We start from the raw sequence: 26965 nt of genomic DNA, 5'->3' as shown, positions 1-26965 counted from the left end.
CCGCAAAGTCCCGATGCGCCGAACTGCGACGCCTGTCCGGCCGCCCCGGGACCGCGGCGTCCGCCGCGTCGGCGCACCGCCGCAGCACTCAGCGCGGGTCCTCGGCAGGCACCTCGAACACCTGGCGCAGGTACGCCAGATAGGCCGGGTCGTCGCACAGGGTCTTGCCCGGCGAGTCGCTGAGCTTGGCCACCGGCTGGCCATTGCAGCGGACCATCTTGATCACGATCTGCAGCGGCACCAGGCCCAGGTCGTTGGTCAGGTGGGTGCCGACGCCGAACGCCAGCATGCAGCGATCGCGGAAATGCGCGTACAGCCGCATCACCTTGTCGATGTCCAGGCCGTCGCTGAACACCAGGATCTTGCTGCGCGGATCCACCCGATGCCGCTGCAGGTGCGCCAGGATCCGCTCGCCCCAGTCGAACGGATCGCCGGAATCGTGGCGCATGCCGTCGAACAACTTGCAGAAATACAGATCGAAATCGCGCAGGAACGCGTCCAGGCCGACCACGTCCGACAGCGCGATGCCGAGGTCGCCGCGGTACTCGCGCGCCCACGATTCCAGCGCCGCCGCCTGCGAATCGCGCAGCCGCGGCCCCAGCGCCTGGAACGCCTGCAGGTACTCGTGGGCCATCGTGCCCAGCGGGGTCAGCCCGTAGCGGCGGGCGAAGTGCACGTTGCTGGTGCCGACGAACTGCTTGCCCAAAGTCTGCTGCAGCACCGGCAGCAGCTCGCCGTGCCAGGCCCGCGAATAGCGGCGGCGGGTGCCGTAGTCGGCGATGGCGCAGCCGTCGTAGCCCGGGGTGTCGCGCAGCAGCGCGATCTTGGCCTGCAGGCGGCGCAGGCCTTCGGCATGCTCGGCGCCACCGGCATTGCGGAACCACACCTCGTTGACGATCGCCAGCAGCGGCACCTCGAACAGGATGGTGTGCAGCCACGGCCCGCGGATGTGCAGTTCGATCTCGCCGGGCACGCTGGTCGAGGCCTGCACCTGCAGATACTTGCGGTCCAGGTGGAACAGCGCCAGGAAATCGACGAAGTCCGGCTTGATGAAGCGCATCGCACGCAGGTAGTCCAGCTCCTCCTCGCGGAAGCGCAGCGCACACAGCGCGTCGATCTCCGCCGAGATCTGCGGCAGGTACTGCGCCAGGTCGATGCCCGGGGTGCGGCACTTGAAGCGGTACTCCACCTGCGCGCCGGGATGCTGATGCAGCACCGCCTGCATCATGGTGAACTTGTAGAGGTCGGTGTCCAGCAACGAATCGATGATCATCCGCCGATTATGCGCTCGCTGCGTTGCGGCTCCGTTGTCACCGATGGCAGATGGCGCGATATGCGCGTGCCACTCAGCGCTTCAGCACCGCCTGCGCCGGCTTGTGCTGCACGGTGAAATCGCTATCCTGCGCGCCGCCGGCATCCGGGTCGGTGTACCAGCACCACAGCGCGATGCCGGCGATGCGCGGCTGCGCGTCGAGCACGTCGCGCCACTCGCGCAACACCTGCGCCTGCAACGCGGTGTCGACGTCGGCGGTGCGCTGCTCCGGGCTTTCCCATGGCGCCGCCAGGCTGCCGTGCGCCGAGCGCAAGCCCAGCTCGGCCACCCACACCGGGCGGCCGCTGCGCTCGCCCAGCGCCTGCACGCGCGCCGCCGCCGCATGCATCTGCGCGCGCCGCTGCGCCGGCGTGGCGGAAAGCGCCGGGTACAGACTGGTGCCGACGAAATCGAAGCGGTCCCAGTAGCCGAAGCGCTCGGCCTGCTCCAGGCCATCGGCGACGTAGCCGATCGGGCCGCGATAGACCTGGCGCACCGCCGCCAGCAGGGCCGGCCATTGCGGCGCATCCTGCAACTGGCGCAGTTCGGTGCCGACGATCAGCGCGCTGGCGCGTTCCTCGGCGGCGACCTGCGCCAGTTGCAGCAGCGCGCGCTGGTAGGCGGCGAACCAGGCATCGCGATCGGCCGGCGCGGCCTCGCCGGCCCAGTGCCCGGGAATCCACAGATGCACTTTCAGCACCGGCTGCAGGCCCGCGGCGCGCATCTGCCGCAGTCCGGCGCGGATCAGCGCCGGGCTGCTGTCGCTGCCCAGCACCGGTGCCGAGGACTGCGGCGCGGCCTGCCAGACGAAGGCGACCAGCAGCGCGCGCGAGGCGCCGGCATCGGCCAGTTGCCGCAGCGACTGCTGCGCCGCCGCGCTGCCCCATGGCGCCTGCGGCGAGACCTTGACGTTGGCGCCCAACCACGGCGGCGCCGGCGCCGCACTGCAGCCGCCGGCGCTCAGCGCCAACAGCAGTGCGGCCAGCAGTCTCACGGCGATCGGCGCCATACCCGGTAGATGCCCTGGTGGTAGACCAGACTGTAGCCCGGCAGGCCCTGTTGCCATAGCTGCGGGAAGCGCCGGTTGAGGCTGTCCAGGGTGCCAGCCTGGCTGGCCGGGTCGCTCACCACCACCTGCGCCGGCATCTGCCGCGGATCGACCAGCGCCTGCTTGAAGCGCGGGTCGAACGGCAGGATCAGTTGCCTGGCGTCGCCGCGGGCGACGATCACCGGGTAGCTGGCGCGGTCGTCGAGCAGGGTCGGCAGCCGCGCCTCGGCCAGCCACGCGCCCAGCCGTGCGGCATCGGCATGCCGTGGCGGCGCCGGCGCCTGCAGCGCGGCGATCCAGTCGCGGGTGGTGGAGGTGGCGGTGCGGGCGATCACCCAGCCGCTGGACACCGCGCCGGCCAGCAGCAGCACCAGGCCCAGCCAGCGCAGGTCGCGGCGCAGGTCGCCCAGCACCAGCGCCACCGGCACCAGCAGCAGGGCCAGGAAGTCCAGCGGCTGCGCAGTGAAACGCGCCCAGGTGGCCAGCGTGCCGGCGCCGATCACGGTCAAGGTGGCGGCCAGCACGCTGCGCCAGGTGTCGCCGGTGCGGGTGTGGCGCAGCAACAGCAACAGCGGCGCGCTGACCAGCCCGGCCAGCGACAGCCACAGCGGCGGCCACCACGGCTGCGCCGCGGCCTGCTGCAGCCACGGCTGCAGCGCCGCCTGCGCATAGATGCCGCGGAAGGCCGAGTTGGCGTCGCGCACGAACAGCAGCGGGTCGCCGAAGAACATGTAGTTGAGGTACATCCACGCCGCCACCGCGAACAAGAACGGCAGGTAGCACACCAGGTAGAACGCCAGCGGCGCCTGCCGCATCAGCCGCGGCGGCGCGATCAGGAACAGCCACGGTGCCAGCGCCACCGCCAGGAAGCAGGCGCGCTCGTCAACGAAGAACAGCAGGCACAGGCTCGCCGCCAGGCGCAGGTAGGCGAAGGCTTCCGGATCGCCGCGGAAGTGGCGCAGTGCGCGCGCGGCCACGTAGAACACCAGCAGGCCCAGGCCCTGGTTGTTGCCGGACAACGTCGGCCACAGGAAGAACGGCTGCAACACCAGGCCCGCGCTCAGCGCCCACGCCCAACCGCGCCCCAGCCCGGCGGCAATGTCGCGCCACAGCAGGGTCACCAGCGTCGCCCCCGCCAGCACGTCGACCAGGTACGGCAGCAGCGGCGTGGACAGGCCCGGCAGGCCGCCGATCAGCACGCCCAGGTAAAGCGAGGCCTGCGCGTACAGAAAGCCCAGGTACTCGATGCGGAAGCCGGCCGCGTCGCGCAACAGCAGCAGCTTGGCGTACTGCGCCATCGCGTCGTCGCTCATGTAGCCGTGCGCGAGCAACCGGTGGCACAGCAGCGCCAGCAGCGCCGCGGTGAGCACGAACACCGCGGTGCCGCGCGCGCGCGGCGGCGCGTCAGTCGTCGAGCGCGGCGCGGCGCTCTTCGGCCATGTGCTTGCTGATGCCATGGGTGGTCTTTTCCCAGTAGAACGGGTTGCGGATGAGCTGCCACAGGCCCTTGTAGGCGGCGATGGACTGCAACAGCCAGTACAGCGGCACGGTCAGCGCGTAGGGCGCCAGGCGGAAGTAGTCGCGCTTGAACGCCGCCACCAGGGTCATGTAGATCAGGAAGCCGTTGCCGAGCAGCAGGTTGAGCAGGCTCAGGTACAGCAGCGCCGGCGGGAAGAACGGATCGAAGAATTTCGAGCCCACCGCCAGCCACAGCCCGTAGCTCAGCCACATCAGCGGCGCGGCCAGTGCGGTGAAGAAGGTGCCGCCGACGAACAGCTGGAAGCCCCAGAACCCGCGCACGCCGGTGGAGCGGTACAACTGCACCGGGTTGCGCATGTGCACCAGCCAGGTCTGCATGTAGCCCTTGAGCCAGCGCGAGCGCTGCCGGATCCAGTTGGGGATGCTGACGTTGGCTTCCTCGAACGTGGTCGAGTTGACCACGCTGACCCGGTAGCCCTGCTGGGTCAGGCGCACGCCCAGGTCGGCGTCCTCGGTGACGTTGTACGGATCCCAGGCGTGGACCTTGCGCAGGATGTCCAGGCGGAAGTGGTTGGAGGTGCCGCCGAGCGGAATCGGGATGCGCAGGGTTTCCAGCGCCGGCAGGTAGAAGTCGAACCACAACGTGTATTCCAGCGTGAACATGCGCGTGAGCCAGTTCTCGTCGGCGTTGTAGTAGTTCAGCCGCGCCTGGATGCAGGCCACGTCGGCCGGCGACTTGCGGAACGCGGCGACCACGCGCTTGAGCTGGTCCGGCTCCGGCTTGTCCTCGGCGTCGTAGATGGTGAGCATCTGCCCGCGGGCGAAGCGCAGCGCGTAGTTGCAGGCCTTGGGCTTGGTCTTGGGCTGCGACGGCGGCACCCGGATGATCTCGAAGAACGCCTCCAGGCCCAGCGCCTTGGCCGCCTCGATGGTCTCGGTGTCGTCGGCCTCCAGCACCAGCTTCACGTCCAGCTTGGAGGTCGGGTAGTCGAGCCGGCGCAGCGCGTTGGCCAGGATCGGCAGCACGTCCGGTTCCTTGTACATCGGCACCAGCACCGTGTAGACCGGCAGGTCCTCGTCGCCGAGCGCGGCCACTTCCTCGTCGCTGACCTTGATGTCGATGCGGCGCCGCGCACCGCGCCAGGCCAGCACCAGCTTCAGCCCGAAGGTGGCCAGGAACGCCACCGCGATCAGCGTGTTGAGCGCGATCAGGGTGACCAGCGGCCACAGCGCCAGGGCCGCGGCCAGCACCACGGTCAACACCACCAGGAAGGCGGACTGCGCACGGGTGATCACCTGCCGCGCCGAATGCTCCGGTGCATGTTCGGCCAGCAGGTTCAGCGCGTCGTGGGTGAGCTGCGCGTCGGCGTGCTGCTGCAGGCTCCACACGATGTCGAACTTGGAGGTGCCGACGAAGCGCACCTGCTCGCCATAGGTGGCGCGCGCCCAGGCGAAGATCTCCGGGCCGGGATCGGCCACCGCCAGCACCAGCTGGCCGTCCTCCTCGCGCCACGGCAGCACCAGGCGCTGCGCGTAGTCGGCCAGCCGCTCCGGCTGGAACAGGGCCGGGTCGATCGGTTGCTTGAGCAGATTGACGAAATGCAGCCCGAAATGCTGCGCCAGCACCGTGTAGAAACGCAGCGCGGCGACGCCACGCTGGGCCAGCACCACGTCGCCCAGTCGCGAGCGCCAGCGCGACTGCAGGGTCAGCGCATTCTGCAGTTGCGGCGGGTCGATCACCCCCGCGGCGACCAGCGCCTCGCCGATCGGCGCCTGCAGGCCGCCCTCGGTCGGCAGCCGCCCGAACCGGCCCGGGGCGCTCGCCTCGGCGGCGACGCTGTCGTGTTCGCCGGACACGGCTAGAACCGCCACCAGGCGGCCACGAACGGGCCGCCCGCGCCGCCGGTGTTGCGCCCGGCCACCGGCTGCTGGTAGCCGAGCTGCAGCTGCGTGCCGCCGGGCAGCGTGTACAGCACCGAGGCCTGCAGCTTGCTGAAATCGAAGTTGTTGCCGCGGATCGGCGTGTTGTCGCCGGGCGCGTAGATCCGGTTCGGGCCCTTGCCGTTGCCCAGGCTCTGGATCACGTTGAACTCGCCGATCAGCATCCAGCGCGGCGCCAGCGCCAGGCCGCTGGACACGTCCAGCCGCGCCTCGTCGGAGGCGTCGCCGCCGCGCAGGCGCACCGCCGTGCCCAGGTCGACATAGCCGTCGTGCTCGCCCAGGCGGTAGCCGCGGCCGACGCTGTAGCGCAACTCGGCGCCGTAGTCGCCCTGGCCCAGCGCCGGCCGCGCGCCGTCGCGCTGGCGCGCATAGGCGGGCACCAGCGCCAGCACCTGCAACGCGCCCTGCCAGGGACCGTCGCGGCCATCCGGGTCGAGCCGGTAGCGCAGGCCGATTTCCTGGTCGGACCAGCCGCTTCTGTGGCGGTCGCCGTAGCCGCTGTCGTTGCGGTAGCCGACCTTGCTGAAATAGAAATTGCCGACCAGGGTCAGGTCCGAGCTCAGCGCGTATTCGCCGTAGAGATTGAGCTGGTCCTGGCGGCTGCGCCCGGCGTCGGGGAAGTTGCCGGACTGGCCGTGGCTGTTGAACACCGCGCCGCCGTCGGTATGGCTGGCCTTGAGGATCACCAGCCCGTGGCCGGCCTCGTCGACCCAGGCGCTGGCGTAGCAGGGGCCGGCCGCCAGCGCGAGCAGGGCCAGTGCCAGCCGCGCGCGGCGCGCAGGCGTGGCGCTGCCGGCAGCGGCCATAGGCACAGCGGACGCGCAGGCGCGCGCGTGGGTGCGCGAGCGCACGCCGTCGAGATCAAGCATGGTTGAGTTCCTGGTGGGGCCCCCGAACCAGAAAGCGGGCACGGTTCAGGGGTGATCGGCGGAACACGCCATTTGTTAAGTGACGCACTTCCCAATATAGCGAATTTATGTTGCCATGCCGCACGCGCGCGCAACGCGGCAGATTTCGTTCAGCCTGGGCGCCGCCAGCACAACCGGGCGAAGGTGACCCAGGCGTGCAGCCAGATCACCGCCCACACCGCCGCCCGCACCGGCCACGCCCGGCTGGGCGCCTCGAACTTGCGGAAGTAGCGCCACAGCCCGCGGTGCTTGTGCCACTCGACGAACCACGGCCGCTTGCGGCTGGACACGCCGCGTACATGCAGCACGCGCAGGGTGTTCAGCACCGCCACCGTGGCCCCGGCCTGGCGGACCCGGCGGCACAGGTCCAGGTCTTCGGCATGCAGCCGATAGCCGGCGTCCCAACCGCCGATGCGCACAAACAGCGCGCGCGGCAACAGCATCAGCGCGCCGGACAGCGCCGGCACCGGCTGCAGCGGCTGCGCCGGGTCGGCCGCCAGCGCCAGCCGCGAGCCGGCCAGCGGATGCCGCAGCATCGCCGCGAAGTCCGGGTCGCGGCGCCGCACCGCGGCGTCGGCGCGGCCGTGTTCGTCGACCTGCTCCACGCCCAGCAGCGCCTCGCCGAGCGCGGCGGCCTGTGCGCGCAACTGCGCCAGGGTGTCGGGCTCGACCATCAGGTCGGGATTGACGAAGGCCAGCCATGGCGCATCGCTGGCCGCGGCCCCCTGATTGCAGGCGGTGGCGAAGCCGGGATTGTCGGGATTGGCGATGAAGCGCACCCGCGCATCGTCCAGCGCATGCCGCTGCACCACCGCCAGGGTGTCGTCGCGCGAGGCGTTGTCGACCACCCGGATCTGCGCCACCTCGGCGGCCGCGCGCAGCCGCTGCAGACAGGCATCGATGGTGCTGCCGCTCTCGTAGGTCACCACCACCACGGCTATCTGCTGTTCGCTCATCCGCCGATTATCCCGCATGCGCCGCCCGCCACGCGCGCAGCAGGCATGGCGGCGGCGGCGATTGCCGCGCATACTCTGCGCCCCGTGCACTGCGCGGCCGTTTGCGGCCCGCACGCGCGGGAGACGGAGCGATCCGTGTCCTTTCCTTCGCCCAGTGCAGATGCCGGTCAGCGTTGTTTCCTGTCCCAGGCTGCCGCCCCACCCCGCAGACCGCGCGCGCCGCCTGAGCCCGCGCGCATGCCGAGACGCCGGCGGCGCCACCGTCCCCGCTCCCGATCGTGCGACCGGGCCCTGCCCCAGGCCTCCCCGCCTCTGGTCTAGACCAGCCGCGCACAGCCGCCGCGACGGTGCGCATCGCGCGACCAGCATGCGGCGCGCCCGGGCGCACCACCACCGCGAGACACGCGCATGAGCGCGCGCCACCAGATGCACGGCATGGGCCTGCAGACCGTGGCTGCCGACTGGCCGCCGCTGTCCGACGGCGAGGTGGAGGCGCTGCTGCAGCAGTACGCCTTGCCCGGCCAGCTGCGCGCACTGCGCTGGCACAGCCCGCGCCCGTTCTCCGCGGCGGCGGAGGTGGAGACCGCGGCCGGCACGCTGTTCGTCAAGCGCCACCACCGCCGCGTGCGCGACCTGCACGCGCTGGGCGAGGAACACGCCTTCATCGCCCACCTGCGCGCGCACGGCGTGCCGGTGCCGGAGGTGCTGCGCGACCGCGACGGCGCCAGCGCGGTGCGGCGCGGCCACTGGACCTACGAGGTGATGCGCGCCGGCGACGGCGAGGACCGCTACCGTGAGGCGGTGTCGTGGACGCCGTTCGCCGACACCACCCATGCCGCCGCCGCCGGCCGCGCGCTGGCGGCACTGCATCGCGCCGCCGCCGGCTACACCGCGCCCCCGCGCAGCACCACCGTGCTGGTCGCCAACCTGCGCCTGTTCGCCCAGCCGCAGCCGGTGCAGGCGCTGCAGCAGGATCTCGCGCGGCGCCCGGCGCTGGCGACATGGCTGCAGCGGCACGACTGGCAGGACGACCTGCGCGCGCACCTGCTGCCCTGGCACGCGCAGGCGTGGCCGCTGCTGCAGGCGCCGCCGCCGGCGCTGTGGACGCATGGCGACTGGCACGCCTCCAACCTGCTGTGGCGCGGCCACGGCGCCACCAGCACGGTCAGCGCGGCGTTCGATTTCGGCCTGGCCGACCGGACCTTCGCCCTGTTCGACCTGGCCACCGCGATCGAACGCAACCTGATCCCGTGGCTGCAACTGGACGACGGCGGCGAAGCGGTCGCCGAACTCGACCAGCTCGATGCGCTGCTGCACGGCTACGCCACCCTGCTGCCGCTGGACGCGGCGCAACTGCGCTTGCTGACCGCGCTGCTGCCGCTGGTGCATGCCGACTTCGCGCTCAGCGAGATCGACTACTTCGCCGGCATCACCGGTTCGGACACGCACGCCGAGATCGCCTACCGCCGCTACCTGCTCGGCCACGCCACCTGGTACGGCGAGCGCGAAGGCCAGCGCCTGCTGCGGCACCTGCGGCGGCGCGCCGCGGCCGCGCCATGAACCGTCGCATCCACCCCGCCCCATCCGCCGTCACGGCTGCCGCGCGCACGCCGCGCGGCGCTGCCGCTTCCCTCTTTCGTTTCGTTTGCCCGAGGTCGTTCCGCATGCTTCCCACCCGCCGCTTCCCCACCCCGCACGCGCTTGCGCTGGGCCTGGCCATCGCCCTGCCGCTGCCGGCCCTGGCCGCCGACGATGCGCCGGCATCCGCCGCCGCGCAGACCCCGGTCGAACTGGACGCGGTCAACGTGCAGGGCCGCCAGCCGCACAACCGCAGCAGCCTGAGCGGCTACGGCGACGCGCCGCTGCTGGACACGCCGATGGCGATCGACACCATCGACCGCACCCAGCTGGCCGACCGCCAGGTGCGCGTGCTCAGCGAGGTGCTGCGCGCCGACGCCGCGGTCGGCGACAGCTACGCGCCGATCGGCTACTACGAGAACTTCCTGGTCCGCGGCTATTCGCTCGATGCGGCCAACAGCTACCGCATCAACGGCCTGACCATCGCCGGCGAACAGAACGTGGCGCTGGAGAACAAGGAGCAGGTGCAGGTGCTCAAGGGCCTGTCCGGGGTGCTGTCCGGCATCACCACCCCAGCCGGGGTGATCGACTACCAGACCAAGCGCCCGCAGCACGTGCGCAGCCTGGTGCTGAGCGGCGACGACGACGGCAGCCGCGGCGCGGCGGTGGACCTGGGCGACTGGTTCGGCAGCGAGCGCCAGTTCGGCCTGCGCGTCAACGCCGCGCACGAGACGCTGCGCAGCCATGTCGATCACGCCGACGGGCACCGCAACTTCCTGTCGCTGGCCGCGGACTGGAACATCGATCCGCAGTCGGCCCTGCAGCTGGACGTGGAGTACCAGGACCGCCAGCAGCGTTCGGTGCCGGGCTACCAGTTGCTCGGCGGCACGCAGCTGCCGAGCGGGGTGTCGGTGCATCGCCTGCTCGCCTACCAGCCGTGGTCCAGGCCGGTCGGCATCGAGGCACTGAATGCACAGGTGCGCTACGAATACCGCTTCAGCGACGCCTGGAACGTGCATGTCGCCGCGTCGCACAGCCGCGCCCTGATCGACGATTACTCCAGCTTCGCCTGGGGCTGCTACGGCGCGGCCAGCTGCGCCGGCGACGCCGTGCCCAATCACTTCAGCCGCGAAGGCGACTACGACATCTACGACTACCGCAGCCCCGCCGACAGCCGCCGCAACGACGAACTGCAGGCGATCGCCAGCGGCAGCGCCAGCACCGGCGTGTTGCAGCACCAGTTCCAGGTCGGCGTCGACTATCTGCATCGCACCATCGACCGCCACGGCTCGATCAATGAAATGATCGGCAGCGGCAACATCGACGCCGATCCGCCGCTGCTGGCACCGGCCGACGCCGTCCTCGGCCCCAAGCGCCGGCGTCTGGACAGCGCGCAGACCGCCCTGTTGGCCAGTGACCGCATCGGCATCGGCGATGCCTGGCAGCTGCTGCTGGGCGCGCGCCAGGTGCGCTACGACGAACGCGCCTGGGACCGCGACGGCACCCTGACCCGGCGCACCCGTCGCTCCGTGTTTCTGCCGCAGGCGGCGCTGCTGTTCAAGGTGCAGCCCTCGCTGTCGCTGTACGCCAGCTTCGCCAAGGGCCTGGCCCCGGGCGGCACCGCGCCCTGGTTCGCCAGCAACGCCGACAGCATCCTCGCCCCCACCAGCGCCTACCAGCGCGAGGCCGGCATGAAGTACGAGCGCGACGGCGTGACCCTGGGCGCGGCGCTGTTCGACATGCGCCAGGCGTACCAGTACGCGCAACCGCAGGCCGACGGCAGCTTCCTGTTCGTGCAGCAGGGCCGCCTGCACAACCGCGGCATCGAACTGTCCGCCGCCGGCACGCTCGGCGCCGGCCTGCACCTGCAGGCCAGCGTCGCCGGCATCCGCGCGCGCGCCGAGGACACCGGCACGCCGGGCGACGAAGGCCACCAGGCGTTGAACGTGCCGCGCTTGCGCGCCAGCGCGCAGGCCACCTGGGACGTGCCCGGCATCAACGGCCTGGCGCTGCTGGGCGGCGCGCAGTACAGCGGCGCCAAGTACGCCGATCGCAGCGGCCAGGTCGCCGTCGGCGGCTACAGCGTCTACACCCTGGGCGCCCGCTACGCGACGCGGCTGGGCGCTGTGCCGACCACGCTGCGGCTGAGCGTGGACAACCTCACCGACAAGCGTTACTGGCGCGATGTCGGCGCCTACGAAGGCGACGACTACCTGTTCCTGGGTGCGCCGCGGACGGCGCGGTTGGCGGTGCAGTTCGATTTTTGAATAGCGGGGATTGGGGAATCGGGATTCGGGATTGGTAAAAGCCAAAAGCGGAACATGGCGCGTCGCCTGTGTAGGAGCGGCTTCAGCCGCGACGCGCTGTTGCTAACGGGTTACGGCTGATCCCCACAGTGGGGCAAGCGCTGCTCCTTCAACAAACACTGTCTTCTTCGCTCGCAAAAAGCGCTTGACCCTGTTCTCCGGATCCACCATGACTTCATCCATTCGTGTCCCCTCTCGAACACAAGCCACGCGGATGACCAATGTGGGAGTCAACTGGCATGCAGCCGCGACGCGCGAAGTGGCATGCGTTCCGGTGGCGCAATGCGTCGGGACTGAAGTCCCTCCCACAGTGCACCCGGCGGGCTTGCCGCAAGCCCGTGTGGGAGCGGCTTCAGCCGCGACGGGCGTTCCTGGTAATGCTTGTCGCGGCTGAAGCCGCTCCTACAAACGCGCGCGATGCAACGCGCTCGCGCACCACATCCCATCCAGAATCCCCACTCCCCAATCCCGGCCACCCCACCATGTCTCCCCTCGAACTGCTCGCCGTGCTGGTCAACGTCGTGGGTGTGTGGCTGACCGCGCGGCGGGTGCGCTGGTGCTGGCCGGTCAACGTGGTCGCGGTGCTGCTGTACGCGTGGCTGTTCTATCAGTGGAAGCTGTATTCGGACATGCTGCTGCAGGGCCTGTACGTGGTCCTGCAGGGCTACGGCTGGTGGCGCTGGAGCAAAGGGCTCGGCGACGACGGCAAGGTCCAGGTCGGGCCGCTGCCGTGGGCCGAAGGGCTGCGCTCGGTGCTGGCCGGCGCCGCCGGCGCGGTGCTGCTGGGCTGGTGGATGCACCGGCACACCGATGCGGCGCTGCCGTGGCTGGATGCCGCGCTGTCGGCGTTCAGCGTGGTCGCCAGCGTCTGGGCCGCGCGCAAGCGCATCGCCAACTGGGGCCTGTGGATCGTGCTGGACTGCGTCTACGTCGGCGTGTTCCTGTACAAGGGGCTGTACCCCACCGCGGCGCTGTACGCCGGATTCGTGGTGCTGGCGGTGTACGGATTGCGCCTGTGGCAGGCGGATCTGCGTCGCGCGCGTGCGATCAGCTGAGTGCGCCCAGATCCTTCCGTGCTGTCAGCGACACTGCACGCGCGAAGGTCGGGCAATCGGCACACCGGAAGCCCTCAACCGTCAGGCGCCCCACATCGCCCGCATGCCTGCCGGCAGCGTAGTCTTGTCAGCCACGCTGCGCCCCGCCCTGGACTTCGCATGAGCTTCGCCACCCCCGCCGGCTTCGCCCAGCGCATCGCCGATGCGCTGCTGGCGCGCATCGCCGCCGGCGAATGGCGGGCGGACCAGCGCCTGCCGGTGGAGCGGGAACTGGCCGCGCTGTTCGGCTGCACCCGCATCACCCTGCGCGAAGCCCTGCAGCAACTCGAATCGGACGGCCACATCTACCGCGAGAACCGCCGCGGCTGGTTCGTCAGCGCGCCGCGGGTGCGCCACGACCCCAACAGCATCGCCGGCTTCATGCAGTACGTGGCGGCACAGGGCGGCGTGCCGCGCACCGAACTGCTCGCCGCGCAGCGCCAGCCGGCCGGCCCGGCGCTCGCCCGGCACCTGCAATTGGACGATCCCACGACCGAGGTGTTCGTGCTGCGCCGCCGCCGCTGGATCGGGCGCCGCGCGGTGCTGCTGGAGACCAACGCGATCCTCGCCGCGTGGGCACCGCGCCTGCTCGACCACGACCTGGCCGGCTCGCTGAGCGCGGTGCTGACCCAGCGCCTGGGCTTGCGGCAGGCGCGCAGCCGGCTGTCGATGTATCCGGCCACGCTCGACGCCGAGCAGGCCGCACTGCTGCAATCCACCACCGGCACGCCCTGCTTCCGCCTGCAGCGCGTCAGCTACGATCCCGCTGGACGCGCCGTGGAGTTCGACATCGAATCCTGGCGTCACGACGTGTTGGAAGTCTCGGTGGACGTGTTCGCGCCATCGGAGTAAGCCGATCTGCGGCGATGTCAACCAGGCACGGAGGTTGTGGGAGTCAACTGTCATGCAGCCTTGACGCGCAAAGCGGTGCGTAATTTCCGATGGCGCAATGCGTCGGGACTGAAGTCCCTCCCACAGTGCATCCGGCGGGCTTGCCGCAAGCCGCTGTGAGAGTCAACTGTCCTGCAACCACGACGAACGGAGTAGGTGGACGACCGGACCTCGAAAGCCGTCGGGACTGATCCTACAAAGGGGAGGAGAGTCTCTCCCACATCGCACCCGGACACCGATCATCGCATGGTCGCTTGGCTTTGGCTGTTGCTCTTGCTTTTGACTTCCCGGGTTCCCTTCCGAAGCGGCGGCCATCGCGGGGAAACACCCGAAGGGCGGCGCACAGGGATGTGCGCCGTCCGCGGCAGGGGCAGGATGCCCCTTCCGCGGATCCCCGCGATGGACGCGGACCCGGAGCGCGCAGCGCGGAGGGCGCGAGGCAGGGCGCGCTTGACCAGCCTTCGGCTGTGGTAAAGCGCTTCTTTTGGTTACTTTTCTTTGCGCGAGCAAAGAAAAGTAACTCGCCGTAAGGCGAAAGCTTTGCTCTTGCACTTGTTGTCACATGGCTGAATTGTAGGAGCGACCTCGACACGAGACGCACTAGGCATCGAACAGCGCGCGCTGCGGATCCGGCGGCGGCAACGTGTCGTACAGGCGCTGCAACTCCTCGCGGCAGGCGCGTAGCGGATCGTGCATCAGGAAGCCGGCCAGGCGCGCGTGCCAGGCAGGCCAGCGCGTGGCCAGCGCATCCATGTCACCGTCGGCGGCGCGGCCTTCGCCGCTGCACGCGACATGCGCGGTCTCGCACAGCACGTTGCGCCAGCCGAGTCCGGCCATGCGCAGCGACAGGTCGGTCAGCGCCGCATACCAGGAGCCGTAGCTGCTGGCGTCCAGGCCGCCGGCGCGCTGCCGCGCCACCCCGCGCAGCACCACCGCGTGGCACACCGCCGACGGCAGTTCCGGATGCAGCGGCGGCAGGGACGCGCAGGCGCGGGCCAGGCGCTCGGGATCCTCGGGCAGCGGATTGATCTCGCCCAGCCGCGGCCACGCGCAGGCCTCGCCGGCATTGCTCCATGGCGTGGCGCTGGCAATGGCCGCATCGCGCGCCAGGCAGGCGCTCAACTGCAGCAACCAGCCCGGCGCGGGCTGCGCGTCGGCGGCCAGCACCGCCACGTCGGCATCGCCGCAGGCGCGCAGCATCTCGTCCACATGCGCGACCTCGCCGAGCATGCGCGGCCGCCGCGTGTAGTCGGCCTGCAGGCGCGTGCGCGCCAGCCAGGCCTCGATCACGCGGATGCCGCGCGGGCCGGCCTGCGCATCGTCGGCCAGCCACACGCGGGTGCCGGCCGGCGTGTTCGCTTCCAGCGCGCCCAGGCAGGCGTCCAGCGCGACGTCGTCGACGCCGACCGCCAGCAGCACGATGGGCAGGCTCACCCGCTTACTTCTTGCCGCGTGCCGGCAGCGGCTCCATGGCCTTGAACTTCTGCCCGTACTCGTCGGTGAGATTGCGCGCTTCCTGCGGGTTGCGCACGATCGTCGGGGTCAGCAGCACGATCACTTCGTTGCGGTTCTTCTGCTGGGTCTTCTGTCCGAACAAGGCGCCGACCACAGGCAACTTGCTCAGGTACGGCACGCCGCTGCTGCCGTCGGTGGTGCTGTCGTTGATCAGGCCGGCGAGCATGATGGTGTCGCCGCTCTGCACCGCCGCCTCGGTCTTGACCCGGCGGGTGTTGATATCGACGTTACAGGCAGAGCTGTTGACGACGGTGGTAGAGGAGGTGCATGCGGCCGGCCGCGCGCCGGGCGTGCTGACCTCCTGCACGATGTCGAGGAACACCATGCCGTCCTTGGTGACCCGTGGACGCACCTTGAGGATCACGCCGGTGTCGATGTACTGCACAGACGAGTAGCTGGTATCGGTGCCGATGCCGGTATTGATCGAGGTCGAATTAATCGGAATCCGCGTGCCGACATTGAGGGTGGCTTCGGCGTTGTTGCGCACGAACACCGACGGGGTCTGCAGCAGCTTGAGGTTGGTGACCTTGTCCAGGGCGGTGATGACCGCCGCAGCATTGGTGCCGAGGAAGGTCCAGCCGAGGCCGCTGCTGCCGGTGATCTTGCCGGCGATATCGCCCCAGATCTTGCGGCCCTGTGCACTGGGCAAGCCCGCGCCCGCTCCAAGGCCGGTGGAATTCGCCACGGTGGAATCGGCAGAGGCGTTGACCGAATTCTCGAAGAACCAGTTCACGCCGTACTGCAGATCACCGGTCAGACTGACCTCCGCCACCTGCGCCTCGATATGCACCTGCATCGGCATCACGTCGAGCTTCTCGACCACGTCGCGGATCGAGCGCCACGCCTGCGGGGTCGAACGCACCAGCAGGGTGTTGGTTTCCTCCACCGCCGACACGCCGACCTTGTCGCCCTGCACTTCCAGGGTCACGCTGCCGTTGCCGGCGGTGCGCGGCGACAGCTGCAGGCTGCCGCTGCCGAAGCCGCCGCTGCTGCTGCCGGAAGAACCGCTGCTACCCGACAGGCTGTCGCTGCCGCTGCTGCCCAGGCTGCCGCCCAAGCTGCCGCCACCCAGGCTGCTGCTGTCGCTGCCGTTGAAGCCGCCCAGGCCGCCGCCGTTCAACTGGCTCATCTGCGAGCCCGGCATCAGCGAGGCGTTGGAGTCGCCACGGTTGCCGCCGCCGGCGCCGAACACCTCGGCCAGGCGGTCGGCCAGGTCCTTGGCCTTGATGTACTTGAGTTCGTAGGAGAACAGCCGCGCGCCGCCGCCGGCGCTGTCGATGCGGTCCAGCCACTCCTGGATCTGGTCCAGGTAGCGCGCCTGCGGGGTGATCACCAGCACCGCGTTGGCATTCTCCAGCGGCATGAAGCGGAACATGCCGGCGCTGGGGGTCTTGCTGTTCTCGCCGAACACCTTCTCCAGGTCGGCCGCGACCTGTTCGGCCTTGCCCGACTGGATCGGGAACACGCCCACCGACATGCCCGACAGCCAGTCGACGTCGAAGATCTGCACCGTGCGCAGGTAGTTCTCCAGTTCGGCGCGGGTGCCGCCCAGGGTGATGACGTTGCGCGAGCTGTCGATGCCGACGATGGCGTTCGGCCGCGCATACGGCTCCAGCACCTTCTTCATCTCGCTGGCGGAGATGTATTTCAGCGGCACCACGCGCACCTCGAAGCCGCGCGCGTTGGCCGGCGAGGCGGTGCTCGGCGCCACCGTGCCGGCCAGGGCCTGGTCGGCGGGGACGATGTTGTAGCGGCCGCCGCTGTAGACCATGCGCGCGTTGTTCCAGCCCAGCACCATCTCCAGCAGGTTCAGCGCCTGCGCCGGCGATACCGGCTTGGGCGTGGCCAGGGTCACCGTGCCCTGCACGCCCGGCGCGATCACGTAGTTCTGCCCGAGCATGTCGCCGAGGATGGCCTTGACCACCGCCTGCAGCGATTCGCCCTCGAAGTTGAAGGTGGCGCTGCCGCTGCTGGCGTTGCCCAGCGACGGTGCCGGCGCCGCGGCGGCCGCGGAATTGATCATGGTGCCGCTGCCGCGGCGGATCACCGGGGCGGCGCGCTCGGGCAAGGCATTGGGATCGGCCGGGCCGCCCTGGCCGTCGGTCTGGGTGCTGCCGGCCGCGCCGACCTGGGGGTTGATCGCGGCGCCGCGACGGATGTCCGGCGAGGGCGTGGTGGCGCAGCCGGCCACCAGGCCGATGGCGAGGAACAGGGAAAACAGACGCGGCGTCATGCGATCACTCTTCAAGGGTTCTGACCTGAGGGGTTGTTCTGGCGCTGTTGCTGCAATTGCCGGCGGCGCGCTTCGATCCGCTCGCGGATGGCCTGCAGTTGCTCCGACGACGGGGCCGGCGACGACGGCGGGGGGGCGCTCGGGGTTGGTGCCTGGTTCGGCACCGGGTTGGGGGCGGATTGGGGCGGCGGGCGCGGCGCATTGGGGTTGGACTGGCCGTTGCTCGCAGCTCCCGGCATCTGCCCCTGCGCGGCGGCCGCGCGCCCGGCCTGGCCGAGCACGGTCGGGGGTTGCCCGCCCTTGCCGTCGAACACCTTCAACTCCAGGGTCTGGGTGCCGCCGGAACCGCTGACCGTGGCCTGGCGCGGGGCCAGCGACAGCAGCCGCCAGCCCTGCACCGCGTCGCCGCCTTCCTGCAGGCGCAGCGATTCGCCCTGCTCGGTGGTCAGCGTGGCCATCTTGAAGCGGTCGGTGAGCAGCACGCCGGTCAGGCGCACGTTGGGGGCGGCGGCCTGGCCGTTGTCGGCGCTGAGGAAGAACGGATGCGGGCGGCGATCCTCGGCGAACACCGGGCGCGCGGCGATCTCGCCGTACTGCGAGAAATCGCCCAGGCGATGCGCAGTGGCCGCGGGCAGGCCCGGCAGCCGCTGCAGCATCGACGGATCGTCGGGCAGCGGCGCCACGCGTTCGCCGAGCCCGCCCAGGCCCAGCGCCCAGACCAGCAGCCCCCACAGCGCCAACGTGCCCAGCCACACGGTGCGCAGGCCCATCGCTTCAATTCGCATGGCGTCCCTCCACCTGTTGCGGCAGGTCCGCCGGCGCGGCATTCGCGGCGCCAGGCGTGCCCGGCAGGTTGGTCGCGCTGGGCGCGGCCGGCGGCGCTGGTGCGGTGGCCGGCTCGCTCGGCCCGGCGCCGGCGGAACCGCCGGCATTCATCACCGGCGTGGCCGCGGCAGGTGCCGCCGCTGCCGACGGGTCCGGCGTGGCGGACGCCGCCGGCGGCGCCGGCATCGCGTTCGGGCGCAGGTAGCCGGCCAGCTCGAAGGCCACGTCCAGGCCGTTGCCGCTTTCGCCCGGCGAGAGCTGGTAGCGCTGCGCCATCACGTTGAGGTTGTCGATGAACAATGCCGGCGTGCCGCTCTCCAGCGCATGCAGCACGGCCGCCAGTTCCGGCGTGCCGCAGCGCAGGCGCACCTGCACCGCGACGCGGGTGAAGCGGTCGCTGCGGTTGTCGGCGGCCAGCGGCGAGCGGTTGCTGATCGCGCAGCTGCGGTTGCCGGGGCTGGCCGTGGCCACGGCGCTTTCCAGGCGCTGTACCAGGCCGGCCGAGGCCAGCTCGGCCGAGGTCTCGCGCAGGAAGCCCGGGCGCGTGGCCAGCTCGCGCTGCGCCTGCTGCAGCCGTTGCGCCACCTGCGGCGCCTGCTGCAACTGCATGCGCACGCGCAGTTCGCGCTGCTGCAGTTCCTGGATCTGCGTATCGACCTCGAGCATCGGCACGGTCCACCACGGATGCACCAGCACCAGGTAGCCCAGCGCCAGCGCCGCCAGCAGCAGGCCCAGCGCCAGCCAGCGGTCGCGCTTATCGACCTGCACCGGCATCGGCGGCCTCCTTGCGCTTGGTCCCGGCCAGTTCGGCGGTGAGGGTGAACCGGTCGCGGTGGCTGCCCGGGTCGGCCTGCAGCACGCCGGTCAGCGACGGCGTGCGCCACAGCGGCGAGCCTTCCAGGCGCCCGACCAGCGACGAGGCTTCGCTGCTGAGGCCGATCAACTGCAGCTGGTTGCCCTCGATCGAGAACTTCTCCAGATAGGTGCCCTCCGGCAGGCGCTTGCTCAGTTCGTTCCAGACCTCCACCGAGGCCGGGCGCTCGGCGCGCAACTGCTCGAAGAAAGCGGCGCCTTCGACCAGGTCGACCAGTTGCTGGCGCTGCGCGGCGACCCCGCGCGCGCGCTGCGCGCCGCTGTCCACCTGCGCGCGCAGGTGCTCCAGCGCATCGCGGCGGTTGTCCAGCAACTGCCAGCCGGCCGCGCACAGCGCCAGCAGCGCGGTGACGGCGAGGATCGCGTTCCAGCGCCGCATCGGGTCGGCGCGGCGGTGGCGCTGTTCCTGCGGCAGCAGGTTCACCCCCAGCGGCGCGCCATCGCTGCCGGCGACGTCGATGCCGGCCAGGGTCGGGCGCAGCGCACCGGCACTGGCCTGCAGATCGTCCAGCACGCGGCGCGGGGCCACCACCAGTTCGGCATCGAGCTGGGCGTCGTCGCGGCGGCCGTCGGCGCGCACGTCGTAGATCACCTGGTCGGCCTGGAACGGAGTCTGCCGGTCGATCTCGAACTTGACCACCTCGCGCAGGTGCTCGGCCGCCGCCGCCGGCAGGCGCAGCCGGCGTTGCAGCGCCGCCTCGGCCGGCAGCAGCCAGACCCGCGGCAACGCCGCCAGGCGCGGCCCCAGCAGCGCCTCCAGTTCGGCGGGCAACAGCGGCCACGGCAGCGCCAGCGGCGCGCCCAGCTCGGACTCGACCTGCCGCGCCAGCATCAGCTGCTCGCCCTCGCGCCACAGCAGCAGCCGCGCCTGCGACCAGCCCAGCTGCAGTTGCCAGCGCGGCGGCAGCCACGCCATCAGCGAGCGCTGCCACCAGGCCAGCAGCCCGCCCGCACCGGGGGCGATGCGTACGCCAAGTTTGTCCATCGTGTCGCGCCACGCCGTCATCGCACCGTCGTTCCTTCTTCCCAACGCAACACAGTGTAGGCGGAGCCCGGCAGCGCCGACGAGCCTGGGCGCACCACCGCGCGCAACACGCCCTCGCGGCCATTGCCCAGCCGTGCCCGGCTTTCGATGCTGTAGGTGCCGCCCCCGCCCATGCCGACCATGCCGAGCTGGGTCTGGTCGGTGCGTTCGCGCTGCGCCAGCACCTGCTGCGCGTCCAGGCCGAGCGCGGTCAGCACCGGCCCCGGCGCGAAGTCCGGTGTCGGCCGCGACACGCCGCCGTACAGGGTCAGGTTGGGCAGCAGCTTGGCGTACAGCTCGGGGTCCATGCCCAGCACCAGCTGCAGCTCGGCCAGGCTCTCGAACGGCGCATCCTTGGCGCCATAGGGCAGGCCGGCGGCGGCATAGTCCGGATCCTCGGCGCCGTTGGGCTGGGTCAGGTTGTCCGGATCGCGCCAGTCCACGATCGCCGCGGCGATGCGCTCGGCGCGCTGCGGATCCTCGCCGACCGCGCGCACCAGCGCCGCCAGCAGCGTCGCATCGGCCATGTTCAGATCGACCTTGCCGCTCTCGTCGGTGACGCGCAGGTCGACGGTGGCGCCTTCGTACTGCCAGCGGTAGCGCCGGCCGTCGGCACGCCAGCCCGGCTGCGTGGGCGTGCCGGCGAGCCGGGTCAGCGCGTATTCCAGGCCGGCGCGCGCGCGCTCCTGCGCCTCGGCGCCGTCGCCCAGCACCTTGCCCTGCAGGTTCTCGGTGCGCGCGGTCAGCGCGAACGCGCCGATCAACGCGGTCAGCAGCGCGATCAGCCACAGCACCAGCACCAGCGCGGCGCCGCGGTCGCGACGCGCCGCGCTCATTGCCGCATCTCCGCGCCGCCGGCCTGGCGCAGCGCCACCACCAGCGGCGGCCACGCCGTGCCGTCGCCGCTGCGCAACTCGATCGAGACCAGCAGCGGCAGCGTGTCGGTGCGCTCCCAGCGCTCCTGCCAGGGGCCGATGGTGCCGCGCTCCGGGTCCAGGCCGCGGTAGCGGAAGCGCACCTCGCGCAGGTCGCGCGCCAGCGGCTCGGGCGGGCGCGGCGGCGTCTCGGCCAGTTGCTTGCCGGCCTGCACCTGCACCAGCGCGATCGCCAGTTGCCGATGGTCGCCCTCGCCGCTGACCCGCAGGTCGTGCAGGTAGGGGCCGCCGCGGCCGAGGTAGTCGGGCAGATCGGCCACGAACTGCATGCGCTGCGGTTCGCCGACGAAGCGCACCGGCTGCAGGGTCTGCGTGTCGATGTCCAGCGGCAGCGACTGCGCGCCGCTCAGGCGCCGACGCAGGAAACCCTCGACCGCGCGCATGCGTTCGCTGCGCCCGGCGATCGCCTCGCCGCGGCCGCTGATCGCCATCGCCGAGCGCAGCGTGGCGAAGGCCAGGGTCAGGCCGCCGACCAGCAACACCGTGGCCAGCAGCACTTCGATCAGGGTGAAGCCGCGCGCGGTGGCGCGGCGCGGCGCATGCCGGGTCATTGCGGCACCCCGGCGGCCTGCGGCGCGACCAGGCGCAGCGTCTTCCACTGCAGCGCCTGCGCCGGTGCATCGCCCCAGCGCACCTGCAGGGTCAGTTGCAGCAAGGTCGGCGCGCCGGGCACCACCGCGGCATCGGGCGGCCGCCGCGGGTCCGCATAGGGCGCCACGTCCAGCGTCCAGCGGTAGTGGCCCTGATCCAGGGTGCCCTGGCTGCGCCCCGGCTGCAGCGGCTGCTCCACGCCCTGCGCGGCCAGCAGCGACTGCGCATACAGGGTGGCGCGGCTCAACTGGTCGGCACGCTGCACCTGCCGCGCCGCGCCGGACAGCGAACCGAGCAGCAGGGTCAGCGCCAGCGCCAGCAAGGCGAACGCCACGATCACCTCGATCAGGGTGTAGCCGCGCTGACGGTTCATGGCGCCGCCTGCTCCGGCGCACGCCCCACCGTGACCTCGCCGGTCAGCCAGGTCACGTCGATGCGCCAGCGCGCCTGCCGCGCCTGCAGCTCGATGCGGCCGCCGGTGGACGCGCCGTCCTCGAAGAACTGGATCGCGCCCTCGCCGTCGCGGCGCTGCGCCTGGCGTGCGCCGGTGAAGCGGATCGTCAGCGACGGGGGGATCTCGCCGTGGCGGCCGTTGGGCGCCTGCCAGCGGTGCGCCTGCGGATCGATCAGGAAGCGCTGCGGCAGGCCGCTGGCGATCGCCTGGGTGCGGGTGTAGCGCAGTTGCGACGCGATCTCCTTGGCCGCCGAGCGCAGGCGCATGCCGTCGATGCCGCCGGTCAGCACCGAGGCCGCCAGCAGCGCGGCGATCGCGATCAGGCCCACCACCAGCAGCATCTCCAGCAGCGACACGCCGCGCATGCGCGCACGCGCCGCCGGCACGCACGCCGGCGCGCCGAAGCGCAGCGCGCCGGCAGGGGCCCGGATCACGGCGCCGGATCACTCGTACTTGATGTCGGCGTCGTAACTGCTGCCGCCGGGCTGGCCATCCTTGCCCAGGCTGATCAGGTCGAACGGACGGCCTTCGCCGGGCACCTTGTACTCGATCGGGTGGCCCCAGGGGTCGTTCAGTTCGGCAGGCTTGGCGTACGGGCCGAGCCAGCCGCTGACGCCGCCCGGCGCGGTGACCAGGTCGTCGAGCTTGGACGGCAGCTTGCCGGTATCGAGCTGGTAGTTGTCGACCTTGCCGGCCAGGGTCTGGATCTGCGACTTGGCCAGGTTGGCCTTGCCGCGGTCGGCGCCGCCGAGCACGCGGCTGCCGACCAGGGTCAGCACCGCGCCGATCAGCACGATGACGATGATGATTTCCAGCAGGCTCATGCCCGCCTGGCGTGCGGCGGACGGGGAACGGGTGAGGGAGCGGCGGAGAGTGCGCATTGCATCGGATCCTTGCGGTGGAAGACCTATGTAGCCGAACACGGTGACGATGGCAGCCGGGGCCGGCCGGCGGTACAGCGGCGCGTCACGCACGCCGTCACACCTGCCGCCGGAGGATCCGTGCCGCGCGCACGCACGGCCGCGACCGGCGCGCACGGCGCCGCTGGCAATGGGACAGGGGCAGCGGCCGAAGGTTCCCGCGCGAGAAGGCGTGGCGTCACAGTCCGCGGCAGTCGCCCGAAGCCCGGCCGAGGCCGGGCGTTCGGCGCCACATGCGCCATGGCGCACCGCGCGGGCGTGTCAGGCGAGGCCGCGGCCCTCCATGGCGTCGCATTGCCGGCGCCGGATAGACCGGCCCGGCCCTCCATGGCCGGGCGTTCGGCCATGCACGAACCTGCGGTTCGCAAGCGCATGGCCTCCTTTGATTCATTCGTCCGCTGCGCCAGATGACTGCGCAGCCGTCCATGGCGTGACATCGCGAGCGCCGGAACCACCGGCCCGGCCATCCTTGGCCGGGCGTTCGGCGCCACATGCGCCATGGCGCACCTCGCGGGCGTGTCAGGCGAGGCCGCGGCCCTCCATGGCGTCGCATTGCCGGCTCCGGATAGACCGGCCCGGCTATCCATGGCCGGGCGTTCGGCCATGCACGAACCTGCGGTTCGCAAGCGCATGGCCTCCTGTGATTCATTCGTCCGCTGCGCCAGATGACTGCGCAGCCGTCCATGGCGTGACATCGCGAGCGCCGGAACCACCGGCCCGGCCATCCCTGGCCGGGCGTTCGGCGCCACATGCGCCATGGCGCATAAGCGTGGCACCTCACCCAATCGCATTGGTGAGGTCGTAGAGGGGGACGAGGACGGAGATGATCACCAGGCCGACCACCGAGGCCAGGACCAAGGTGATCGCCGGCACCATCGCCGCCAGCAGGCGGTCGATGGCCTGTGCGGTCTCCTGTTCGAAGGTGTCGGCGGTCTTCAGCAGCATGATGTCGAGCGCGCCCGATTCCTCGCCGACCTGGATCATCTGCAGCGCCAGGCGCGGGAAGCGCTTGCCCTTGGACAGCGAGGCCGACAGGCCGTGGCCGTTCTTGACGTCGTCGGCGGCGGCGCCGACGTCGGCGGTCAGCGCCAGGTTCGACAGCACGTTGCGGGAGATGCCCAGCGCCGCCAGCAGTGGCACGCCGTTGCGCAGCAGGGTGCCGAGCGTGCGGGTCAGGCGCGCGGTCTCCAGCCGCGAAATCAGCACGCCGACGAAGCGCTGGCGCAGCAGCCAGGCGTCGAAGCGGGCACGGAAGGCGGGATCGCGGCGCTTGCGATCCACCGCCAGGATGGTCACGCCCGGCACCACCAGCAGCACGATCCACCAGTCGCGCACGAACAGGCCCACGCTCAGCACCGCCTGGGTGAACCACGGCAGGGCCACGTCCAGGCTCTCGTACATCTGCGCGAACTGCGGCACCACGTAGCCGAGCAGGAACAGCAGCGCGCAGCCGACCACGCTGACCAGGATCGCCGGGTAGATCAGCGCGTTGATCACCCGCCCGCGCAACTCGCGGCTGCGCTCCAGGTACTCGGCCAGGCGTTGCAGGGTGTCGTGCAGGCTGCCACCGGCCTCACCGGCGCGCACCATGTTGATGTACAGGCGCGAGAACAGCCCGTGCTGGCGCTCCAGCGCGGTGGACAGCGGCGCGCCGCCGCGCACCGCATCACGGATGTCGCCGACGGTGCGCTTGGAGCGTTCGTCCTCGGGCAGTTCGAGCAGGATCGACAGCGCGCGATCCAGCGGCTGACCGGCGCCGAGCAGGGTCGCCAGTTGCTGAGTGAACTGCACCAGCGCCGCGCCGTCGAACGGCTTGGGCCGGAACAGCCCGCGCAGCGAGGTGCCGCCGCCCTCGGCGGCCAGCCTGGCCTGCATCGGCATGTGCCCCTGCTCCTGCAGGCGCAGCGCCACTTCCGCCTCGCTGGCGGCTTCCATCTGCCCTTCCAGGATCTCGCCGTGCGAGTCCAGGGCCTTGTAGCGATACAGGGGCATCAGGGCTGGGAGTGGGGAATGGGGAATCGGGAATGGGAACGCGCGTCGTGCGCGGTCCGTGCGTTCCCGAGCGCGGACCGCCGGCGCATGGCGCAGCGACACGTCGTCACCACCGGAGCGCACGCCGCGCGCATCAGGTTTCCTCCGTCACGCGCAGCACTTCCTCGATCGTGGTCTGGCCGCTGAGCGCCTTGGCCAGGCCGTCCTCGTACATGGTGCGCATGCCGGCCTCGCGCGCCAGTTGCTCGATCTCGCCCATGCCGGCGTGGCGCATCACCGCACGCCGCAGCACGTCGTTCATCACCAGGAATTCCATGATGGTGGTGCGGCCCACGTAGCCGGTCGGCGCGATCGCCGAAGGCCGCGGGCGGTACAGGAAGATCTCGCCTTCCGGCTGCAGCCGGCGCAGTTCGAACTTCTCGATCTCCTCCGGCGAGGCCGCATAGCGCTCGGCATGGGTGGGCTCCAGCCGCCGCACCAGGCGCTGGGCGAGGATGCCGTTGATGGTGGAGGTCAGCAGGTAGTCTTCCACGCCCATGTCGAGCAGGCGGGTGATGCCGCCGGCGGCGTTGTTGGTGTGCAGGGTGGACAGCACCAGGTGGCCGGTCAGCGCGGACTGGATCGCGATGCGCGCCGTCTCCAGGTCGCGCATTTCGCCGATCATGATGATGTCCGGGTCCTGGCGCACGATGCTGCGCAGCGCATGCGAGAAATCCAGGCCGATCTGCGGCTTGGCCTGGATCTGGTTGATGCCTTCGATCTGGTATTCGACCGGATCCTCGACGGTGATGATCTTGACGTCGGCGGTGTTGAGCTGGCTCAGCGCGGTGTACAGCGTGGTGGTCTTGCCCGAGCCGGTGGGGCCGGTGACCAGCAGGATGCCGTGCGGTTGCTCGAGCACCTTGCGGAACTGCGGCAGGAACGCGTCGGTGAAGCCGAGCCGGTGGAAGTCGAACACCACGGTCTCGCGGTCGAGCAGGCGCATCACCACGCTCTCGCCGTGCGCGGTGGGCACGGTGCTCACGCGCAGGTCCAGTTCCTTGCCCTGCACCCGCAGCATGATGCGGCCGTCCTGCGGCAGGCGGCGCTCGGCGATGTTGAGCTTGGCCATGATCTTGACGCGGCTGATCACCGCCGCGGTCAAATTGGCCGGCGGGCTCTCGCCGTCGATCAGCACGCCGTCGACGCGGTAGCGCACCTTCAGCCGGCTCTCGAACGGCTCGATGTGGATGTCCGAGGCGCGCAGTTCCACCGCGCGCTGGATCACCAGGTTGACCAGGCGGATCACCGGCGCCTCGGAAGCCAGGTCGCGCAGGTGCTCGATGTCGTCGGCGGCGACGCTGTCGCCGTCGGCGGTTTCCACGATCGCGCCCATCGCGCTGCGGCCCTGGCCGAACCAGCGCTCGATCAGGTCGTCGATCTCCGAGCGCAGGCCGACCCGCGGCAGCACCTGCAGGCCGGTGGCCAGGCGCACCGCGTCGGCGGCATAGGCATCGTGCGGATCGGCCATCCACAGTTCCAGCACGCCGCCATGTTCGCCCAGCGGGCACACATGGAATTGCTTGAGGAAGCGCAGCGACAGCGGTTGCGCCTCGGGCAGGCTCTCCGGCGCGGTGGCCGGCAACTGCTTGGCGTCGAGCAGCGGCAGGCCCAGGACCTCGGCGCTGAGCTCGGCATGGTCGCGCTCGGAGACCAGGCCCAGGCGCGCCAGCAGCGCCAGCAGGCCGCCGCCGGACTCGCGCTGCAGCTGCCGCGCGCGCGCCAGGTCGCCGTCCTTGAGCCGGCCCTTGGCCAGCAATGCCGCGATGATGCGGCTTTCGGGCGTCTCCACGGCGACGGCAGTGTCCTTCACGAGCGCATTCACGCGATCCCTCCCAGATGACCGTGCGACTTTAGCAGTTCGGCATGACCCGACGCCGAATCCGGCGCGCTCCCCTGTCGCTGTCTACCGGGAGGCAGGGATGCCGGCTCCGGCAGGCCGGCGGCGGTCATCGGCCTGACATCCGCGCAGGCGATGCTCGCCGGTCGCGCCGCGCCTTGGCCAGCCGCACGGCGGGCCGGCACGGCGCTGTCCCCAGACGCAGGAAACC

22 protein-coding genes are annotated in these 26965 nt (G+C 71.0%); 4 read left to right on the top strand and 18 right to left on the bottom strand.

Translation table 11 applies throughout. The features are described 5' to 3' along the window. Positions 1 to 88 precede the first annotated feature (88 nt). From pncB to Q7W82_RS06250, 6 genes are all read right to left on the bottom strand, one after another. Positions 89 to 1273: a nicotinate phosphoribosyltransferase gene (pncB, locus tag Q7W82_RS06275; RefSeq protein ID WP_242160636.1), complete on the bottom strand. Its 1185-nt coding sequence runs from the start codon at positions 1271 to 1273 to the stop codon at positions 89 to 91. Between the two features lie 73 nt (positions 1274 to 1346). Continuing rightward, positions 1347 to 2312 (bottom strand): glycosidase-like protein, encoded by a 966-nt coding sequence (locus Q7W82_RS06270; RefSeq protein ID WP_242160731.1) that lies wholly within the window; start codon positions 2310 to 2312, stop codon positions 1347 to 1349. After that, positions 2303 to 3817, bottom strand: a complete 1515-nt coding sequence (locus tag Q7W82_RS06265; protein ID WP_242160635.1) for a hypothetical protein — start codon at positions 3815 to 3817, stop codon at positions 2303 to 2305. Before Q7W82_RS06265 ends, Q7W82_RS06270 begins: the two co-directional genes overlap by 10 nt. Beyond that, the gene (locus Q7W82_RS06260; protein ID WP_242160730.1) at positions 3765 to 5636 is read right to left on the bottom strand and encodes a glycosyltransferase family 2 protein; all 1872 of its coding nucleotides are present in this window, start codon (positions 5634 to 5636) and stop codon (positions 3765 to 3767) included. Before Q7W82_RS06260 ends, Q7W82_RS06265 begins: the two co-directional genes overlap by 53 nt. Before the next feature lie 62 nt (positions 5637 to 5698). Beyond that, positions 5699 to 6649 (bottom strand): hypothetical protein, encoded by a 951-nt coding sequence (locus tag Q7W82_RS06255; RefSeq protein WP_242160634.1) that lies wholly within the window; start codon positions 6647 to 6649, stop codon positions 5699 to 5701. Between the two features lie 149 nt (positions 6650 to 6798). After that, positions 6799 to 7644, bottom strand: a complete 846-nt coding sequence (locus Q7W82_RS06250) for a glycosyltransferase family 2 protein (RefSeq protein WP_242160633.1) — start codon at positions 7642 to 7644, stop codon at positions 6799 to 6801. Positions 7645 to 8052: 408 nt separating this feature from the next. Here Q7W82_RS06250 and Q7W82_RS06245 point away from each other — a divergent pair, with 408 nt between their 5' ends. The 4 genes from Q7W82_RS06245 (at position 8053) to Q7W82_RS06230 (ending at position 13474) form a co-directional block, all read left to right on the top strand. Beyond that, positions 8053 to 9204, top strand: a complete 1152-nt coding sequence (locus Q7W82_RS06245; RefSeq protein WP_242160632.1) for a phosphotransferase — start codon at positions 8053 to 8055, stop codon at positions 9202 to 9204. 104 nt (positions 9205 to 9308) lie between these two features. Next, on the top strand, positions 9309 to 11489 hold the full coding sequence (locus Q7W82_RS06240; protein ID WP_242160631.1) for a TonB-dependent siderophore receptor: 2181 nt from the start codon (positions 9309 to 9311) through the stop codon (positions 11487 to 11489). A 521-nt stretch (positions 11490 to 12010) separates the two neighbouring features. Then, the gene (gene pnuC / locus Q7W82_RS06235) at positions 12011 to 12583 is read left to right on the top strand and encodes a nicotinamide riboside transporter PnuC (RefSeq protein WP_242160630.1); all 573 of its coding nucleotides are present in this window, start codon (positions 12011 to 12013) and stop codon (positions 12581 to 12583) included. Between the two features lie 159 nt (positions 12584 to 12742). Next, positions 12743 to 13474: a UTRA domain-containing protein gene (locus tag Q7W82_RS06230; protein ID WP_242160629.1), complete on the top strand. Its 732-nt coding sequence runs from the start codon at positions 12743 to 12745 to the stop codon at positions 13472 to 13474. Between the two features lie 639 nt (positions 13475 to 14113). Here Q7W82_RS06230 and Q7W82_RS06225 read toward each other — a convergent pair. From Q7W82_RS06225 to gspE, 12 genes are all read right to left on the bottom strand, one after another. Next, positions 14114 to 14947 carry a glycosyltransferase gene (locus tag Q7W82_RS06225; protein ID WP_242160628.1) on the bottom strand — a complete coding sequence of 278 codons (834 nt, stop codon included), beginning with the start codon at positions 14945 to 14947 and terminating at the stop codon, positions 14114 to 14116. Positions 14948 to 14951: 4 nt separating this feature from the next. Then, positions 14952 to 17261: a type II secretion system secretin GspD gene (gspD, locus tag Q7W82_RS06220; protein WP_242160627.1), complete on the bottom strand. Its 2310-nt coding sequence runs from the start codon at positions 17259 to 17261 to the stop codon at positions 14952 to 14954. An 11-nt stretch (positions 17262 to 17272) separates the two neighbouring features. Continuing rightward, positions 17273 to 18046, bottom strand: coding sequence for a type II secretion system protein XpsN (xpsN, locus tag Q7W82_RS06215; RefSeq protein WP_242160626.1), 774 nt, complete (start codon positions 18044 to 18046; stop codon positions 17273 to 17275). Continuing rightward, entirely contained in the window at positions 18036 to 18860 is an 825-nt protein-coding gene (gene gspM, locus Q7W82_RS06210) for a type II secretion system protein GspM (RefSeq protein ID WP_242160625.1), read from the bottom strand. Before gspM ends, xpsN begins: the two co-directional genes overlap by 11 nt. Next, complete coding sequence (locus tag Q7W82_RS06205) at positions 18841 to 19965, bottom strand: PilN domain-containing protein (protein WP_242160624.1); 1125 nt, start codon at positions 19963 to 19965, stop codon at positions 18841 to 18843. The genes gspM and Q7W82_RS06205 overlap by 20 nt, the downstream gene beginning before the upstream one ends. Continuing rightward, on the bottom strand, positions 19962 to 20819 hold the full coding sequence (locus Q7W82_RS06200) for a type II secretion system protein GspK (RefSeq protein ID WP_242081800.1): 858 nt from the start codon (positions 20817 to 20819) through the stop codon (positions 19962 to 19964). The genes Q7W82_RS06205 and Q7W82_RS06200 overlap by 4 nt, the downstream gene beginning before the upstream one ends. Next, positions 20816 to 21469 carry a type II secretion system protein J gene (locus Q7W82_RS06195; protein ID WP_242160623.1) on the bottom strand — a complete coding sequence of 218 codons (654 nt, stop codon included), beginning with the start codon at positions 21467 to 21469 and terminating at the stop codon, positions 20816 to 20818. The genes Q7W82_RS06200 and Q7W82_RS06195 overlap by 4 nt, the downstream gene beginning before the upstream one ends. Next, positions 21466 to 21882, bottom strand: a complete 417-nt coding sequence (locus Q7W82_RS06190; protein WP_242081802.1) for a prepilin-type N-terminal cleavage/methylation domain-containing protein — start codon at positions 21880 to 21882, stop codon at positions 21466 to 21468. Before Q7W82_RS06190 ends, Q7W82_RS06195 begins: the two co-directional genes overlap by 4 nt. Beyond that, on the bottom strand, positions 21879 to 22328 hold the full coding sequence (locus Q7W82_RS06185) for a GspH/FimT family pseudopilin (RefSeq protein WP_242160729.1): 450 nt from the start codon (positions 22326 to 22328) through the stop codon (positions 21879 to 21881). Before Q7W82_RS06185 ends, Q7W82_RS06190 begins: the two co-directional genes overlap by 4 nt. A 78-nt stretch (positions 22329 to 22406) precedes the next feature. Then, on the bottom strand, positions 22407 to 22844 hold the full coding sequence (gene gspG / locus Q7W82_RS06180; RefSeq protein ID WP_026143220.1) for a type II secretion system major pseudopilin GspG: 438 nt from the start codon (positions 22842 to 22844) through the stop codon (positions 22407 to 22409). Between the two features lie 816 nt (positions 22845 to 23660). Next, entirely contained in the window at positions 23661 to 24875 is a 1215-nt protein-coding gene (locus tag Q7W82_RS06175) for a type II secretion system F family protein (protein WP_019798209.1), read from the bottom strand. 133 nt (positions 24876 to 25008) lie between these two features. Beyond that, the gene (gspE, locus tag Q7W82_RS06170) at positions 25009 to 26739 is read right to left on the bottom strand and encodes a type II secretion system ATPase GspE (protein WP_242159750.1); all 1731 of its coding nucleotides are present in this window, start codon (positions 26737 to 26739) and stop codon (positions 25009 to 25011) included. Positions 26740 to 26965: the final 226 nt, after the last annotated feature.

Origin of the sequence: Xanthomonas indica (genome assembly GCF_040529045.1) — a bacterium.
GTDB classification, from domain to species: Bacteria; Pseudomonadota; Gammaproteobacteria; order Xanthomonadales; family Xanthomonadaceae; genus Xanthomonas_A; species Xanthomonas_A indica.
The sequence above is the reverse complement of the archived record's forward strand: the minus strand, read 5'-3'. Positions and strand labels throughout refer to the sequence as shown.

Coding starts and splice junctions, on each gene's coding strand:
- Q7W82_RS06190 (WP_242081802.1), bottom strand. CDS start 21,882: ATGAACCGTCAGCGCGGCTACACCCTGATCGAGGTGATCGTGGCGTTC.
- gspG (WP_026143220.1), bottom strand. CDS start 22,844: ATGCGCACTCTCCGCCGCTCCCTCACCCGTTCCCCGTCCGCCGCACGC.
- Q7W82_RS06195 (WP_242160623.1), bottom strand. CDS start 21,469: ATGACCCGGCATGCGCCGCGCCGCGCCACCGCGCGCGGCTTCACCCTG.
- Q7W82_RS06265 (WP_242160635.1), bottom strand. CDS start 3,817: ATGGCATCAGCAAGCACATGGCCGAAGAGCGCCGCGCCGCGCTCGACG.
- Q7W82_RS06255 (WP_242160634.1), bottom strand. CDS start 6,649: ATGCTTGATCTCGACGGCGTGCGCTCGCGCACCCACGCGCGCGCCTGC.
- xpsN (WP_242160626.1), bottom strand. CDS start 18,046: ATGCGAATTGAAGCGATGGGCCTGCGCACCGTGTGGCTGGGCACGTTG.
- pncB (WP_242160636.1), bottom strand. CDS start 1,273: ATGATCATCGATTCGTTGCTGGACACCGACCTCTACAAGTTCACCATG.
- pnuC (WP_242160630.1), top strand. CDS start 12,011: ATGTCTCCCCTCGAACTGCTCGCCGTGCTGGTCAACGTCGTGGGTGTG.
- Q7W82_RS06205 (WP_242160624.1), bottom strand. CDS start 19,965: ATGACGGCGTGGCGCGACACGATGGACAAACTTGGCGTACGCATCGCC.
- Q7W82_RS06240 (WP_242160631.1), top strand. CDS start 9,309: ATGCTTCCCACCCGCCGCTTCCCCACCCCGCACGCGCTTGCGCTGGGC.
- gspM (WP_242160625.1), bottom strand. CDS start 18,860: ATGCCGGTGCAGGTCGATAAGCGCGACCGCTGGCTGGCGCTGGGCCTG.
- Q7W82_RS06245 (WP_242160632.1), top strand. CDS start 8,053: ATGAGCGCGCGCCACCAGATGCACGGCATGGGCCTGCAGACCGTGGCT.
- Q7W82_RS06185 (WP_242160729.1), bottom strand. CDS start 22,328: ATGCGCGGCGTGTCGCTGCTGGAGATGCTGCTGGTGGTGGGCCTGATC.
- Q7W82_RS06175 (WP_019798209.1), bottom strand. CDS start 24,875: ATGCCCCTGTATCGCTACAAGGCCCTGGACTCGCACGGCGAGATCCTG.
- Q7W82_RS06230 (WP_242160629.1), top strand. CDS start 12,743: ATGAGCTTCGCCACCCCCGCCGGCTTCGCCCAGCGCATCGCCGATGCG.
- Q7W82_RS06200 (WP_242081800.1), bottom strand. CDS start 20,819: ATGAGCGCGGCGCGTCGCGACCGCGGCGCCGCGCTGGTGCTGGTGCTG.
- gspD (WP_242160627.1), bottom strand. CDS start 17,261: ATGACGCCGCGTCTGTTTTCCCTGTTCCTCGCCATCGGCCTGGTGGCC.
- Q7W82_RS06250 (WP_242160633.1), bottom strand. CDS start 7,644: ATGAGCGAACAGCAGATAGCCGTGGTGGTGGTGACCTACGAGAGCGGC.